This is a genomic window from Komagataeibacter xylinus, from assembly GCF_009834365.1.
Taxonomy (GTDB): Bacteria; Pseudomonadota; Alphaproteobacteria; order Acetobacterales; family Acetobacteraceae; genus Komagataeibacter; species Komagataeibacter xylinus_D.
This window is the reverse complement of the sequence record NZ_CP041348.1, coordinates 882,702-897,537: the sequence shown is the minus strand read 5'-3', so window position 1 is coordinate 897,537 and position 14,836 is coordinate 882,702. Positions and strand designations below refer to the sequence as shown.

18 protein-coding genes and 1 tRNA gene are annotated in these 14,836 nt (G+C 64.7%); 11 read left to right on the top strand and 8 right to left on the bottom strand.

The genetic code is table 11. The annotated features are described in order from the left end of the window. The first annotated feature begins 18 nt into the window (after nt 1-18). From zwf to FMA36_RS04260, 8 genes are all read left to right on the top strand, one after another. Nucleotides 19-1,548: a glucose-6-phosphate dehydrogenase gene (gene zwf / locus FMA36_RS04295; RefSeq protein ID WP_159261077.1), complete on the top strand. Its 1,530-nt coding sequence runs from the start codon at nt 19-21 to the stop codon at nt 1,546-1,548. Further along, on the top strand, nt 1,545-2,381 hold the full coding sequence (locus FMA36_RS04290; RefSeq protein ID WP_159261075.1) for a Cof-type HAD-IIB family hydrolase: 837 nt from the start codon (nt 1,545-1,547) through the stop codon (nt 2,379-2,381). The genes zwf and FMA36_RS04290 overlap by 4 nt, the downstream gene beginning before the upstream one ends. 28 nt (nt 2,382-2,409) lie before the next feature. Continuing rightward, on the top strand, nt 2,410-3,240 hold the full coding sequence (locus FMA36_RS04285) for a Cof-type HAD-IIB family hydrolase (RefSeq protein WP_159261073.1): 831 nt from the start codon (nt 2,410-2,412) through the stop codon (nt 3,238-3,240). Then, nucleotides 3,233-3,982 carry a 6-phosphogluconolactonase gene (gene pgl, locus FMA36_RS04280; protein WP_159263594.1) on the top strand — a complete coding sequence of 250 codons (750 nt, stop codon included), beginning with the start codon at nt 3,233-3,235 and terminating at the stop codon, nt 3,980-3,982. Before FMA36_RS04285 ends, pgl begins: the two co-directional genes overlap by 8 nt. A 98-nt stretch (nt 3,983-4,080) precedes the next feature. Beyond that, complete coding sequence (rpiA, locus tag FMA36_RS04275) at nt 4,081-4,785, top strand: ribose-5-phosphate isomerase RpiA (RefSeq protein WP_159261072.1); 705 nt, start codon at nt 4,081-4,083, stop codon at nt 4,783-4,785. After that, nucleotides 4,782-5,342, top strand: coding sequence for a gluconokinase (locus tag FMA36_RS04270; protein ID WP_167518008.1), 561 nt, complete (start codon nt 4,782-4,784; stop codon nt 5,340-5,342). Before rpiA ends, FMA36_RS04270 begins: the two co-directional genes overlap by 4 nt. Then, nucleotides 5,343-5,816: a low molecular weight protein-tyrosine-phosphatase gene (locus FMA36_RS04265; protein ID WP_159261070.1), complete on the top strand. Its 474-nt coding sequence runs from the start codon at nt 5,343-5,345 to the stop codon at nt 5,814-5,816. Beyond that, nucleotides 5,813-6,634, top strand: coding sequence for a fructosamine kinase family protein (locus tag FMA36_RS04260; protein ID WP_159261068.1), 822 nt, complete (start codon nt 5,813-5,815; stop codon nt 6,632-6,634). Before FMA36_RS04265 ends, FMA36_RS04260 begins: the two co-directional genes overlap by 4 nt. Nucleotides 6,635-6,742: 108 nt before the next feature. Here FMA36_RS04260 and FMA36_RS04255 read toward each other — a convergent pair. The 3 genes from FMA36_RS04255 to FMA36_RS04245 all read right to left on the bottom strand — a co-directional run bounded on the left by FMA36_RS04255 (nt 6,743) and on the right by FMA36_RS04245 (nt 8,173). Beyond that, a tRNA-Asp gene (locus FMA36_RS04255) sits at nt 6,743-6,819 on the bottom strand. Nucleotides 6,820-6,958: 139 nt separating this feature from the next. Continuing rightward, on the bottom strand, nt 6,959-7,486 hold the full coding sequence (ahpD, locus tag FMA36_RS04250; protein ID WP_159261066.1) for an alkylhydroperoxidase, AhpD family: 528 nt from the start codon (nt 7,484-7,486) through the stop codon (nt 6,959-6,961). A 144-nt stretch (nt 7,487-7,630) separates the two neighbouring features. Next, nucleotides 7,631-8,173 (bottom strand): peroxiredoxin, encoded by a 543-nt coding sequence (locus tag FMA36_RS04245; protein WP_110569555.1) that lies wholly within the window; start codon nt 8,171-8,173, stop codon nt 7,631-7,633. A 127-nt stretch (nt 8,174-8,300) separates the two neighbouring features. On the opposite strand from FMA36_RS04245, the gene FMA36_RS04240 reads away from it, so the two are divergent. From FMA36_RS04240 to FMA36_RS04230, 3 genes are all read left to right on the top strand, one after another. Further along, entirely contained in the window at nt 8,301-9,239 is a 939-nt protein-coding gene (locus FMA36_RS04240; protein WP_159261064.1) for a hydrogen peroxide-inducible genes activator, read from the top strand. A 98-nt stretch (nt 9,240-9,337) separates the two neighbouring features. Then, the gene (gene ykgO, locus FMA36_RS04235; RefSeq protein WP_003617324.1) at nt 9,338-9,463 is read left to right on the top strand and encodes a type B 50S ribosomal protein L36; all 126 of its coding nucleotides are present in this window, start codon (nt 9,338-9,340) and stop codon (nt 9,461-9,463) included. A 76-nt stretch (nt 9,464-9,539) separates the two neighbouring features. Then, the gene (locus FMA36_RS04230; protein WP_240906471.1) at nt 9,540-10,154 is read left to right on the top strand and encodes a tetratricopeptide repeat protein; all 615 of its coding nucleotides are present in this window, start codon (nt 9,540-9,542) and stop codon (nt 10,152-10,154) included. 82 nt (nt 10,155-10,236) lie between these two features. Here FMA36_RS04230 and FMA36_RS04225 read toward each other — a convergent pair whose 3' ends face one another. From FMA36_RS04225 to efp, 5 genes are all read right to left on the bottom strand, one after another. Continuing rightward, entirely contained in the window at nt 10,237-11,199 is a 963-nt protein-coding gene (locus tag FMA36_RS04225; RefSeq protein WP_159261062.1) for a peptidoglycan -binding protein, read from the bottom strand. Nucleotides 11,200-11,225: 26 nt separating this feature from the next. After that, complete coding sequence (locus FMA36_RS04220) at nt 11,226-12,272, bottom strand: flagellar motor protein MotA (protein ID WP_159261061.1); 1,047 nt, start codon at nt 12,270-12,272, stop codon at nt 11,226-11,228. 12 nt (nt 12,273-12,284) lie between these two features. Continuing rightward, nucleotides 12,285-13,250 carry an OmpA family protein gene (locus tag FMA36_RS04215; RefSeq protein ID WP_240906470.1) on the bottom strand — a complete coding sequence of 322 codons (966 nt, stop codon included), beginning with the start codon at nt 13,248-13,250 and terminating at the stop codon, nt 12,285-12,287. 73 nt (nt 13,251-13,323) lie between these two features. Further along, a complete protein-coding gene (locus tag FMA36_RS04210) occupies nt 13,324-14,145 on the bottom strand; it encodes an inositol monophosphatase family protein (protein WP_165399199.1) in 822 nt (273 codons plus the stop codon). 105 nt (nt 14,146-14,250) lie between these two features. Beyond that, nucleotides 14,251-14,817, bottom strand: a complete 567-nt coding sequence (gene efp / locus FMA36_RS04205; RefSeq protein ID WP_078525250.1) for an elongation factor P — start codon at nt 14,815-14,817, stop codon at nt 14,251-14,253. Between the last annotated feature and the right edge of the window lie 19 nt (nt 14,818-14,836).

The following is a 14,836-nucleotide window of genomic DNA, read 5'->3' as shown; positions in this document are numbered from 1 at the left end:
TTCAGGGACAGCAGCACAATGGAAAACATTATCGCCTCAGCAGTCTCGCAGGTGGGTGACACGCACCATGAAGCCGCCCCCCGGCGCAGCCCGCCGGGTTCGTTCGTCATCTTTGGTGGTGGCGGCGACCTCACCCGCCGCCTTCTGCTCCCCGCCATATACAATCTGGCCTGTGCCGGGCTGCTTGATGATGGCTTTGGCATCGTGGCCGTTGACCGCGCGGACCTGACCGATGAACAGCTGCGCGACAACGTGCGTACGGCCCTTGAGGATTTTACCGCCCGCCGGGGTGCGGAGGCCGTCAGCCTGCGCGAGGATGTGTGGGCGTGGATGCTGCCACGCATCCGCTACGTGCAGGGCGACTTTGAATCCGTGCAGACCTATCAGGCCGTAGCCGAGGTCACGGCGGGGCAGAACTGCATCTTCTATCTGGCCGTGGCGGCCCGCTTCTTTGGCCCCATCGTGGACCGGCTGGGCGAGGCGGGGCTGGTGCGCGAAGGCCCGGATGCCTTCCGCCGCGTGATCGTGGAAAAACCCTTCGGCCACGACCTGCAATCGGCCATCGCGCTCAATACGCGGCTGCTCAACATGCTTGAGGAGCAGCAGGTCTACCGCATCGATCACTATCTGGGTAAGGAGACGGTGCAGAACATCCTCGCCCTGCGCTTTTCCAACGGGTTTTTTGAGCCGCTATGGAACCGCCAGAACATCGACCACGTGCAGATCACCGCAGCCGAGACCGTGGGCGTGGAACAGCGGGCCAAATTCTATGAAGGCACCGGCGCCCTGCGTGACATGGTGCCCAACCACGTCATGCAGCTCCTGGCCATGACAGCGATGGAGGCGCCCATCTCGTTCGATGCCGATGCCGTGCGCAACGAAAAGACCAAGGTGCTCGACGCCATACACCCCCTTGCCCCAGCCGACGTGGTGCGCGGGCAGTACGCGCCGGGCATGGTGGGTACGAAGGCCGTGCCGGGCTACCGGCAGGAGCCGGGTGTTGACCCGCATTCCCTGACCGAGACGTACGTTGCCATGAAATTCGGCATCGATAACTGGCGCTGGGCGGGGGTGCCGTTTTACGTGCGCACCGGCAAGCGGCTGGCGGCGCGCAAGACCGAGATCGCCATCCACTTCAAGTCCGCGCCCTATGCCCTGTTCCGTGACACGCCGGTGGACAAGCTTGCCCCCAATATCATGGTCATCCACATCCAGCCGACCGAAGGGGTGACCATGCAGTTCTCGGCCAAGATTCCCGGCCCCTCGGTCAGGCTGGGCGGCGTGCGCATGAAGTTTGATTACGCCGAATGGTTCAGCGAAGGGCCAAGCACGGGGTATGAGACCCTGATCTATGACTGCATGATTGGCGATGCGACCCTGTTCCAGCGCGCCGACAATATCGAGGCAGGCTGGCGCGCCGTGCAGCCGGTGCTGGACTGGGGGCAGGATGCCCGCAGCCTTGCCTTTTACGCCGCCGGGAGCGAAGGGCCGGAAGCCGCCGATGCCCTGCTGGCCCGCGACCACCGCCACTGGCTTAAAATTGGATGATGCCCATGACCACACCCGTTTCCCGCCCGCATGCCGTCAGGCTTGTGGTGTCCGATATCGATGGCACCCTGATTACGCCCGAGCGTGTGATTACCCCCGCTGCCCACAGGGCGGCAGCCGATTTGCGGGCGGCGGGTATCAGGCTCAGCCTCATCAGCAGCCGCGCCCCGCGCGGCATGATGCAGTTCGTTCGCGCCCTTGATATCCGTGAGCCCATCGCGGGGCTTAATGGCGGCCTGATCTGCGCGCCTGATGGCACCATCCGCGAGCGCCTGTCGCTTGAGCCGGTGGTGGCGCAGAGGGCAGTTGAATTCCTGATCGACCACGGGGTCGAGCCATGGCTGTTCATTGGCCATGACTGGCTGGTGCGCCGTGATGACACGCCACAGGTCGCCCATGAGCGCGAAGTGGTGCAGACCACGCCCGTGCGGGTGGATGATTTTGCCGGTCATTATGTCGACGTGGGCAAGATCATGGGCGTGGCCAGCGACCCGGCCGCATTGCCGGGCGTGGAACGCGACCTTGCAAACATGCTGGGGGGCAAGGCGAGCGTACACCAGTCCTCGTCCATCTACCTTGATATTACGCACCCGCAGGCGAACAAGGGCTATGCAGCAAAAGAACTGGCTAAATTGCTGGATATTGATATCCGGGATACGGCATGCATCGGGGATATGAACAACGACATCCCCATGCTGAAGGAAGCGGGGGTCAGCATCGCGATGGGCAACGCGCTTGATAACGTCAAGGCCCATGCCCGTTTCGTAACCCGGCCCAACACCGATGATGGCTGGGCCTACGCGATGGAAAACTTTGTCCTGCCCCGCTCCTGAGGGGCACGGCACAGAAGGGAGAGGCGACATGCCCCACGACGCAGCCGGAACGCCAGCAGGCCAGATCAGGCTGGTGCTGGCCGATGTGGATGGCACACTGGTCACGAAGGACAAGATCCTGACCCCACGCGCCATCCGCGCGGTCGAGCGCCTGCGTGAGCGGGGCATACTGTTCACCATTACCAGTGGCCGCCCGCCCAAGGGCATGAAGATGGTGATCGATCCGCTGAAAATTTCAGAGCCGATCGCGGGCTTCAATGGCGGCATGATGGTCAAACCCGATTTTACCGTGATCGAGGCCCGCACCCTGCCAGTCGAGACCGCGCGCAAGGTGATCGGCATCATCCGCGACCACAAGGCCGACCCATGGGTGTATAACGGCAATGACTGGATCGTCTCCAAACTCGACGCTCCGCACGTGGCGCGCGAGCAGTGGACGGTCAAGTTCCCGCCCGTGGTCGGCAATGTCGAGGCGAAGCTGGATCAGGTGGTCAAGATCACCGGGGTGAGCGATGACCTCGATCTGATGAAGCGCCTCGAGCATGACCTGCAGCAGGCGCTGGGTGATACGGCCTCGGCCGCGCTGTCGCAGCCGTACTACGTGGACGTGACCAACAGGGACGCCAACAAGGGCGGCGTGGTGATGACGCTCGAACGCCTGCTGGGCATTCCCGCCAGCCAGATGGTGACACTGGGCGACCAGCCCAATGATGTGCTGATGTTCCGCAAGAGCGGCATGTCGATCGCCATGGGGCAGGCAAGCCCCGAGGTGCAGAAGCAGGCGACCTATGTCTCCACCTCGTGCGAGGAGGAAGGATTCGCCAATGGAATCGAGAAATTCGTGCTGGGGGATGCGTGAGATGACCGGTGGACATGATGTGAAAACGGGCGCGATGGTGGTGCTGCCCGATGCCGAGGCCATTGCCCAACACATGGCGAAGTGGCTGACCGGACAGGCGCTGGCCAAAAAGGATGGCCCGTTCGTGCTGGCCCTTTCAGGCGGGTCCACGCCCAAGCGGCTGTACCAGATCCTGGCGTCTGCTGAATATCGTGATCGCTTCCCGTGGACGAACACGCAGTTCTTCTTTGGCGATGAGCGCTTCGTGCCCGAAAGTGATGCGGCCAGCAATTACAACATGGTCGAGACCGAGATGCTGGCGCACGTAACGGTGCCGCCCGCCAACGTGCACCCCATGCCCACCTCGGGCGACCCGGCGCAGGCGGCGGCAAGGTATCAGGCGGAGCTTGAAGCGGTTTATGGCGGCAGGGTGCTGGAACCCGGTCGCCCGTTATTCGATGTGGTGATGCTGGGGCTGGGCGATAACGGGCATACCGCCTCGCTCTTTCCCCGCCAGCCCGTGCTGGAGGAGAAAAAGCTCTGGGTCTCGACCTGCGTGCCTGATGATGCGCCGCATACACGTCTTACGCTCACCTATCCCGCCATCCATTCCAGCCGGCATGTGGTGTTCATGCTCGCGGGTGCCGGCAAGCGTGAAGCCTTTGCAAAAGTGCGCGCGGGCGATCCGGCGGAGCCTGCCAGTCATATCACGACCGAGGGCGAACTCATCTGGCTTATGGACAAGGCGGCGGCGGGGCAATAAGTGCGTGGCGTATCGTATCGGCGTGATACGGTGCAGGGCCAAATAAAAACGACGGGGCACCCGCAGCCGGGATGCCCCGCAGGAAGAGGAAGCAGCGCATGTCCACCCATAACGCGGACCCACGGGCAGAACTGAAGCGGCAGGCCGCCATCGAAGCCGCCGACATGGTCAAGGAAGGCATGGTGGTCGGCCTTGGCTCGGGCAGCACGTCGGCCTTCATGATCGAGGAGCTTGGCCGCCGCTGGGCGGATGGCCTGCGCTTTTGTGCCATTCCTACATCCGAGCGCTCGGCCGAGCAGGCGCGCTCGCACGGCATCAAACTGGTTACCTTCGCCACCCATCCGCAGATCGATATCGACATCGATGGTGCCGATGAGGTCGAACTCGGTACGCTCAACCTGATCAAGGGGCTGGGCGGTGCGCTGTTCCGCGAGAAGATCGTGGCTGCCGCCGCGCGCAAATTCGTGGTGGTGGTGGATGACAGCAAGCTGGTCGAGCGGCTGGGCGCGCGCGTGCCCGTGCCGGTGGAAGTCGCCAACTTTGGCTGGACCAGCACCGCCCGCCAGCTTGAAGCGCTTGGTGCCAGGATCACCCAGCGCCTGGATCGGGGCGGCAATGTGTTCGTGACCGATGGTGGCAACATGATCCTTGACTGCCACTTCGGCCCGATTGCCGATTCCGTTGGCCTGCAGCGCCAGCTTGAGCAGATCGTGGGCGTGATCGAGACCGGGCTGTTCATTGGCCGCACGTCGGAGGTGATCGTGGCGACCGCCGATGGCCTGCAGCGGCTGGAAGTGGCATGACCGGGCGGCAATTGCAGGACCAGGGCATCAGGCCGCTGGTTCTGGTCATCATGGGGGTTTCGGGCTGCGGCAAGACCACGCTGGCCGAAGGGCTGCACAACGTGCTGGGCTGGCCCTATCAGGAAGGCGACCTGCTGCACCCGCGCGCCAATGTGGAAAAAATGGCCGCAGGCATTCCCCTGACCGATGCCGACCGCCTGCCGTGGCTGGAGCAATGCCACAAATGGCTGCTCGGGCGCGTGGCGTCGGGGCAGGGGGGCATCCTGACCTGCTCCGCGCTCAAACACTCCTACCGTGACCTGCTACGTGCGGATGGGGCGGCGGATATCGTGTTCATCTATCTGGAAATTCCTGAGGACACGCTCTACGATCGTCTCAAGCGCAGGCGCGGGCATTACATGCCGTCCAGCCTGCTGCCCAGCCAGCTTTCCACCCTCGAGCCGCCCACGGCGGATGAGCACCCCATCGTGGTGCATCTTGAGGAAACGCCCGCCGCCCTCATAGCCGAGACGCTGGGAATTCTGGCGCAGAAATTTCCCGAACATAAAGGGGGCTAGATGACCGCCCGCCCTGCTGTTCTGTTCGTGTGCATGGGCAATATCTGCCGCTCGCCTCTGGCCGAGGCCGCATTCAGGCAGGCCGCCGGGGCAGCCGGGCTGGAGGTGGTGGTCGATTCGGCAGGCACGGGCAACTGGCATGCCGGCTCGCCACCCGATCGGCGCGCCTGTGCTGTGGCGCGGCAGCATGGCATCGACATGGGCCGCTACCGCGCCCGCGTGGTCAGGCCTGCTGATTTCACCCGCTTTACGCACATCATAGCACTCGACCACGCCAACCTTGCCCATCTGCGCGCCATGCGGCCCGAGGGCGCGCGTGCCGCCCTCTCGCTGCTGCTCGACCACGTGCCCGGCAGGCAGGGCGAGGCGGTGGCCGATCCGTATTATGGCGATGCCAGCGGGTTCGAGACCACATGGCGCGATGTCAGCGCCGGGGCGGAGGCGCTGGTCAGGCTCCTGCAGGGCCGGCCATGAGTCGCCTCGCCCGCCACGCCGCCACCCTGCTGGGGTCGGGGCTGTGGAACTGGCACCCGTTACAGGGCGGCGACATTGCCCAGACCCTGCTGGTTTACCTCAATGACGGGCGCACGGTAGTAGCCAAGAACGGTCCCGACCCGCTGGCCGAGGCCGCCATGCTGCGTGCCCTTGGTAAGAGTGGCGCCCCCGTGCCCACCGTGCTGGCGGTGGATGCGGATGCGCTGGTAATGGAATACCGGCCCGCTGATGGCACGCTGGCCACCTGCTGGGGCGATCTGGGCTGCGTACTGGCACAGGTGCATGAAGCCCGCCCTGAAGGCGGCGTGACGCGCTATGGCTGGGTGGGGGATTACGCCCTTGGCACGGTGCCTGTGCGCAATACATGGATGGAGAACTGGCCCGAATTCTGGGCTGGGCACCGCCTTGGCGTGCATCTGGAGCATGTGCCCATAGACGTGGCCCGCAGCCTTGAAAAACTCATGCGCCGCCTGCCGGACCTGCTGCCCGCAACGCCTGCGCCCGCCCTGCTGCATGGCGACCTGTGGAGTGGCAACGTGCTGGTGGCGAACCGGCGCGTAACCGGCCTGATCGACCCATGCTGCTATTACGGCCATGCGGAGGTGGATCTGGCAACAGTGGGTGTGTTTTCGCAGCCGCCAGCAGCGTTCTATATGGCTGAAGGCCCGCTGGAAGCAGGGCATGCGGTGCGTTTTGCCATCTACCGGCTCTGGATCGCGCTGGTGCATCTGCGGCTGTTTGGTGCAACATACCGGCCCATGGTGGCGCAGTATCTTGATGATGCCGGGGCACGATAGGTTCAGGCTAAAAAAGCGACGTTCTTCCTGAAGCTTTTTGGGAAAAGCTTCACCAAAAACTTCTTTACTTATAGAGACAGTTTTTAATTTTGGGAGGGCACCGTAAAGTGGCGCGAGTGACGGGGCTCGAACCCGCGACCTCCGGCGTGACAGGCCGGCGCTCTAACCAACTGAGCTACACCCGCATCCGCTGCAACCCCGCGGGGTGGCAACCATTCGGTGAAAGGGCAAATAACAGGCTGGCCCGGTCATGGCAACAGGGCAGGCGAAAAAAAACGCCATGATCTTCCGATTCATGGCGTTTTTTCAAAGCAGGGGCTGCGTTCAGGCGGGAATTTCCACGCCTTCAAGCACAACGGCCAAGCCGCTCACGGTTGCGGCAATGCGCACCGCGGTCTGGATCTGCTCGGTGCTGATGCCTGCCGCGCGCAACTGCTTCTCATGGCTTTCCATGCACATGCCACAGCCATTGATGGCCGAGACCGCCATGGACCACAGCTCGAAATCCGCCTTCTCCACGCCGGGCCGCGCGATGATGTTCATGCGCAGGCGTGCGGGCATCCTGGCATAGTCGCCGCCCACAAGGTGCACGAAACGGTAATAGACATTGTTCATGCCCATGATGGCGGCTGCCGCACGCGCGGCCTCGAGCGCCTCGGGGGTGAGCTTGGGGCCATATTCAGCCACGAGCGCGTGGGTCAGCGCCGTGTTGCGCGTGGCAATGGCGGAGGCGACAAACGTGCCGCCAAGCTGCTGGGGCGTAAGCGTGATGTCATTGGCCAGCGAGCCGAGGTTGAGCTTGAGGTCCTTGGCGTAATCGGGCAGCGCGGCCTTGATGGAGTCGATCGACATGGGCTTTCTCCATGGATGTCTGGGGGTATCAGGGGGCATGGCCCCGCTTGTCCCCACGCCTGCGCGCGGCAGGGGTCGGGGCAGGCGGCGCGGGCTGCCGCGCGGGGCCGGAGCCCACGCACGGTAACCTGGACAGGAGAGGGATCAGGCCTTGATGAAGGCGTCGCCCTTGTTCCAGTTGCACGGGCACAGCTCGTCGCTCTGCAGTCCGTCGAGGATGCGCAGCACTTCCTGCGGGTTGCGGCCAACCGACAGGTCATTGACGCTGACATGGCGGATGATGCCCTCGGGGTCGACAATGAAGGTGGCGCGCAGGGCTGCACCAGCCTGCTGGGCCATCACGCCGCAGCTTTCGATCAACTCGCGCTTGATGTCGGCCAGCATCGGGATCTCGAGGTTCTTGAGTTCCTCGTGGTTGAGGCGCCAGTTCAGGTGCACGAAGGCGCTGTCGATCGATACGCCATACACCACGGCGTCACGGTCCTTGAACTCACCGTTGAGCTTGCCGAAGGCCACGATCTCGGTCGGGCAGACGAAGGTGAAGTCGAGCGGCCAGAAGAACACGACCTTCCACTTGCCTTCATTGCATGCGTCCGTGATCTGCACGAACTCGCCCTTGAGCCCTTCGGGCCCACCGGGAACGGCGGTCAGGTTGAAGGCGGGAAACTTGTCACCGACTGTCAGCATCAGGAAATCTCCTGTTTGGGTTAAAATATGGAACGGGTCGGTATTGCAACCCGGCAACTGTATCTATGGCGGGGATGCTGCTATCATACCAGTGAATAATTTATGTGTATATTGATCGGCATTATCGATGCTTCCGATGCCTTCCGCCCAGCAGCTCCGTTATCTGGTCTCGCTGGCCGAGCTGCGCCATTTTGGCCGCGCGGCCAAGGCCTGCGCCGTAACCCAGTCCACGCTTTCCGCCGGAATACTGGCCCTTGAGCGCCAGATGGACGTGCAACTGCTCGACCGTAATGTGGGCAAGAAGGTCGTGTTCACCCCGCTGGGCGACAGGGTGGTGTGCCAGGCCCGCCACGCGCTCGAGGCGCTGCAGGGCGTGCTCGACATGGCCGTGGCCTCGCGTGAGCCGATGAGCGGGCTGCTGCGGCTGGGCGTCATCCCCACCATCGGGCCGTTTGTCATTCCTGCCCTCGTGGGCCGTCTGCCGCGCCAGTACCCGCGCCTGCGCCTATCGCTGAGCGAGGATCTGACCCATAACGTGATGGAAAAACTGGCTCTGGGCCGACTCGACCTCGTGCTGCTGGCCATGCCGTGCGACTGCGCCGATAGCCAGACCCTGCCGCTGTGGCGCGACCCCTTCATGCTGGTCATGCCGCGCGCGCACCCGTTTGCCCGCCTTGACGTGGTGCCGGTGACTGACCTTGCGCATGAGCGCATGATCCTGCTCGAGGACGGGCACTGCCTGCGCGAGCAGACGCTGGCCATGTGCCGCCAGGCGGGTGGCTGGTCGTCGCGCCCGGAGGACGAGACGCAGTGCGCCGTCACATCGCTGTTTACATTGGTGGAAATGGTGGCGGCGGGCATGGGGCTGGCGCTGCTGCCGCAGCTGGCGGTCGATTCGCCGCTGATGGACTGGACCCGCGTGACCGTGCGCCCCGTAAGCGGCGCGCAGGCATGGCGCACCATTGGCCTGGCCTGGCGGCCACGTTCGCCCCGCCTGGCGGATTTTCAGGCCATCGCCCCGCTTTTTGTGCCAGATTCCATTCCGCAGGCGAATTTCCTGCTGTAAATGGCGCCAGAATCCGCCGCTGGAGTTGACTCATGGCGCTGGCAAGGGTATTCGGGCGCCTCTTTTGCGGCACATCGCCGCTAGTCGAGGGTCGGATCATGAAAATCAGAAACAGCCTGAAGTCGGCCAAGGTTCGGGACAAGGACTGCCGTGTGGTCCGTCGCCGTGGCAAGGTCTATGTCATCAACAAGAAGAACCCGCGCATGAAGGCCCGTCAGGGCTGATTGCCAGGCGGCCTTGACCGTCCGGTTCATCTTTGAACAGCCGCAAAGCCGCGCAGGCAGGTTTTCAGTAACCTGCATGCGTGGCTTTTCGTGCGTAATCATGCTTGCGGCCAGCCTGTTGCCCCTGGCTGCCCATGCGGCGGATGTTCCGGCCCACGGGCTCGACCGGCACGCAGGTCCGCCGAGCAAGGCGCAGGGCAGCACATCCGCCGAGCCGTCGCTCGACAGCCTCGAGACGGAACTGGCCCATACGGCCACCGCGCGCGGCGCGCGCGACCTGCTCGGGCGCATCGAGCAGATGCGCCTGAAGGATCTGGCGCCCACCACCACGCTGCTGGTGCGTCGCGCGCAGGATGACCTTGATGCCCAGCGCCCGCTTGATGCCGAGCAGGACATGGATGATGCCCTGCTGCTCCAGCCCGATGTAGAAGTGCTGTGGCGCAACCGCGCGCAGGCTCGCCTTGCCGCCGCCAACCCTGATGGTGCGGTGGCCGACCTTGGCGTGGCGCTCCATCATGACGGGCGCGATGTCATGGCCTGGAAGATTCTGCAGGAGACGGAAGCGCAGCGCGGCGACTGGCAGGCCGCGTGGAAAGCGTGGCAGCATGTGATGCAGCTTGAGCCCACCATCCCTGATGCTGCCCACCAGACCGAGCAGCTGCGCCTGAAGGCCTTTGGCCAGCCCACCTGAAGGGCATAACCGAAAGACAAAAGTTTATGGGCGCCGCCTTTTTTCAAAAAGGCGGCGGTCGGGTGATCTCGTTTCTTCCCTGTCAGCGGTCGGTCAGGCGGAACTCGATGCGGCGGTTGCGGGCATAGGCTTCAGCCGTGGTGCCGTTATCAAGCGGCTGGTAGTCCGAAAAGCCGGTCGCGGCCAGATGGTGCGGGTTGATGCCCTCGGCAATCAGCAGCTTGACCACCGTAATGGCGCGCTCGGATGAGAGCTCCCAGTTGCTGGGGAAGGCGGTGTGAATGGGCAGCCGGTCGGCATGGCCATCCACGCGCAGGATCCACGGCACATCGGGTGGAATCTGGGCGGCGACCTGCTTCAGGGTCCTGGCCAGGACCTTGATCTCCTCCACGCCTTCAGGCGACAGGTCGGCGCTGCCTACGGGGAACAATACCTCGCTTTGGAACACGAAGCGGTCGCCCACGATCTGCACGCCCTTGTGGTCCTGCATCACGCTGCGCAGGCGGCCAAAGAATTCGGAGCGGTACTGCTGCAACTGCTCCACCTTGCGCGCCAGCGCCACGTTGAGCTGCATGCCAAGGTTGTCAATCTTGTGGTCACGCTCCTGCACGGCCTGCTCGCTTACTTCGAGTGCGGCGCTGACGGCGCTGAGCTGCGCGTTGAGCTGGGCCAGTTGGGCATCAAGGGCGGTGGCACGGCTCTGGGCGGTATCGCGCTCGCTGGTCTGCTGGTTGAGCTGGGCGGTGAGCGAGGTGGCGGTGGCCACGTCCGCCTCGTGCTCCTTGTGCAGGGTGGCGATCTCGGTCTGGAGCGCTGTGGTGTGGCTGTGCTCGAGCGAGAGCATCTGGGCCAGACGGGCCACCTCGTGCTCGAGCTGGTCAAGGGCCTGCTGGCGCTTGTTCAGGGTAACGGACAGGAAAGCCTGCCCCAGAACGAACACCAGCAGCACGAAGATGATGACCATGAGCAGTGTTGACAGCGCATCAACATAGCCCGGCCAGGCATTCAGTTCGGAACGGATCGAGCGACGGGAACGGCGCGCCATGAAATAAACCTTGCCTTAGTCTGCGGTCAGGAAGCGGAGTGGCCCGTTCCGGGCGTGCTTGCGGCAATGGTGCGCGCAAGCAGGCGCAGGTCGTTGCGGATGTCGGCTGCCATCTGCTCGCGGCCGGCCGCCGATTCCTGCACAAGGCGGGCAAGCAGGGATTCGATGCCCTGCAGGTGGTCCTCGCCCCGGTTGTCGGCCAACTGGGCCAGGCGGTCGTTCAGCGCGGTCAGCAGGCGCTGCTCCTGCGCGCGCGTTTCCTCGCTGCGGGCCAGCAGCGCCTGCAGCTTTTCCATGTTCTCGGCAGTGTGCTCGAGCAGCGCCTGCACATAGGCGGGCACGCTTGCATCATTGCCGCCCACCTGCAGCCCGCCTGCCGAGAGGCGGGTGATGGTGGCCAGCCATTCCTCAAGCTCGTTGAAGAAGCGGGTCTGGGCCTGGCCTGCCGTCAGGTCAAGGAAGCCCAGCACGAGAGCACCCGCGAGGCCGAACATGGAGCCCGAGAATGCCGTGCCCATGCCATGCAGCGGGCCTGCAAGCCCGGTCTTGAGCTGGTCGAACATGGCGTTGGTGTCGCCGCTGCCCACCGACATGTTGCCAATCACATCGGCAATGGAGCCTACGGTCAGCAGCAGGCCATAGAACGTGCCAAGAAGGCCGAGGAAGATGAGCAGCCCGGTGAGGTAGCGCGAAAGCTCGCGCCCCTCGTCAAGGCGGGCGGACAGGCTGTCGAGCAGCGACTGCATGACCGGGGCGGACAACGTCAGCCTGCGGCCCTTGTCGTGGGTGGCCAGCATCGAGGCCATGGGGGCGAGCAGGCGCGGAGGCGGGGGCGTGGTCAGCCCCTCACGCGGGTGGCGCAGGATGTTGACCCAGCGTACCTCGGGGATGAGGCGCAGGATCATGATGATGTTCCACGCCACACCCAGAAGCAGGATGCCGATGATCAGGCCATCAAGATAGGGATTGTTGCAGAATGCCTGATAGAGGGTGGTGGAAAGCAGGGCTGCGACAACCCCGACAGCCAGAAGAAACACAAGAACCCGTAAAAGGTAGGTCGTCGGTCGTGTCACGCAGTGGTTTCCTTAATGCGCCGGTGGGTCGGTAGGGGTGGTTGAGGCCACCACACCGGAACGGGTCACGTCAATACAATCCGCACCCGCGCCCTGGGCGTTCTCATCAGGCAGGCCGACGGCACGGACATAGATGCGGGTGGGCGCCACGCCCGCGTGGATCAGCACCGAGCGCGCGGCAAGCCCGCGGCTCAAGGCAACCCGCCGTGGCGTTGAGGGATCATCGGGGCGGCCTTCGCCATAGGCCACGATGTTGATGTGCTGGTCAGGCAGCTTCTGCATGAGTGTGGCAAATGTTTGCAGGGCCGCAATCATGCGCGGATTCATGTCCGCTGACTGCGTGGCAAAGTGCAGGCGCGTGCCGCCTGTCACCTTTTCCGCCCGGCCGCGGGCCTGCGGGTCGGCCTTCACCTCGGGCGGGGGCGTGAAGGGGTGCAGCGGCACGGGGGTCTCGGGCGGGCGCAGCACCGGGTTATCGGGCGGTCTGGCTGCGACGGGCGGCAGGGCGGCAATGGCGGCAGCGGGGGCTACGGCGTTCGTGCTGCTGCTTGGCATGGGCGTTGCGGCTGTCGCGTGCGTGCTGGCCGGGGCTGTTGTTGCGGCGGGGGCTGTCGCGGCGGGCGCTGCCGTGGGGGTGGCGGCCTGCGGTGCCGGAGCCGCTGCGGTGTGATGAGTGGCGGGTGGCGGGGTGCTGGCACCCTTCCGGGGGCGGGCCGTGGGCGTGGGCGGCACCTGGGCCGCAGGCGGCGCGCTGGCCGCATTTTCCGGCGCATCAGGCGTGGTGGTGCCCGACATGCTCATGCTGCCGCCATCAGGCAGCATGGCGGCGCGTTTTTTGGGTGCGCCAAGGGCGTCAAGCGCGCTCTTGCTGGTGGTGACCTGTGCGTGCGCACTGCCCAGCAGGGCGCAGGTGGCAACGCCCAGCACGGCCAGCACGCGCGCGGACCGGCGGGGAAGGGAGGGGAATGTGTGCTGCATTATGCCCGGCAGGCTACCGGGCTGCAGGCGGGGGCGCAATCGGCAAACGGGCCACAGGGGCCCGTGCCGTGCATCAGCCGATGCTGCTTGCCACGAGTTCGCGCAGCGGGCCGTGCATGTGGGGGTTGCCCACCACCGCATCGATGGAGGCCGGAAGATCGTTCAGATCCTCGCCCGCCGGGTCGGTTGCGTAGCCACCGGCCTCGCGCACGAGCAGGATGCCGGCTGCGCAGTCCCACGGCTTGATGCCCAGTTCCCAGTAGCCATCATACCGGCCTGCCGCGACCCAGGCCAGGTCGAGGGCGGCGGCGCCGAATCGGCGGATGCCAGCCACCTGCGGCATGAGGGCCCCCAGCGTACGCGCAAACGACAGGCGGTTGCGTGCCGAGACCTTGGCAAACGGAATGCCGGTGGCGAACAGCGCCTCGTTCATCGACCGGCGGGCGGAAACGCGCAGGCGGCGGTCGTTGAGGAACGCGCCCACGCCTTTTTCGGCCCAGAACATCTCGTTGACCACGGGGTTGTAGACCAGCCCCGCCACGATCTCGATCGTGCCGTCAGGCAGGCGGCGCTGCAGGCCGATGGAAATGGCCCAGTGCGGCACGCCGTGCAGGAAGTTGGTGGTGCCATCGAGCGGGTCGATCACCCAGCGCCATGTCCAGCCCTCGCTGCCCGAGGCACCGCTTTCCTCCATCAGGAAGGCATAGCCGGGCCGGGCGCGGGCCAGTTCCTCGTGGATGGTGGTTTCGGCCCGCAGGTCGGCCTGCGAGACGAAATCGCCCGGGCCCTTGATGCTGACCTGAAGCTGCTCGACTTCGCTGAAGTCACGCAGAAGGCGGCGTGCGGCCTTCTGGGCAGCGTTCTGCATCACCGTCATATGGGGAGAGAGTCGCATTGCCACGGTGATCGGTCCTGTCTGGTTCGGCGGTGGAACGGGTGTAAGGGGTGAAGGAAAAACGGGTTGCGGCCTGCGGGCAGGCAGGCCACGGCCCTTTAGGGATCAGGACTTGGCGCGCTCGACGTAGCTGCTGTCCTCGGTGCGGACCACGATGCGCTCGCCGGCTTCAATGAAGGGGGGCACCATGGTCTTCACGCCATTGGACAGGCGGGCAGGCTTGTAGGACGAGCTGGCCGTCTGGCCCTTCACCACCGGGTCGGCCTCGACCACCTCAAGCGTGACCTGCGCGGGCAGCGTCACGCCAACCGGGTCGCCTTCCACGAGGTTGAGCACCAGGGTCATGTTGTCCTGCAGGAAGGGAGCCTGATCACCAAGCAGGTCAAGCGGCAGGAGCAGCTGCTCGAAGGTCTCGGGGTCCATGAGCACGATGTTGTCGCCGTCCATGTAGGAGTAGGTGTATTCCTTCTCCTCGGTCATCAGGCGTTCAACGGTATCGGCGGTGCGCCAGCGCTCGTTGGTCTTGTTGCCGGTCTTGAGGTCGCGCATTTCCACCTGGATGAATGCGCCGCCCTTGCCCGGCGTGATGATCTGCTGCTTCAGGACCGTCCAGCGACGGCCGTCGTGCTCGATGACCTGCCCGGCACGGATCAGGTTTGCCTGCTGCTTCATGGTGGTCCCTGTATGGTTG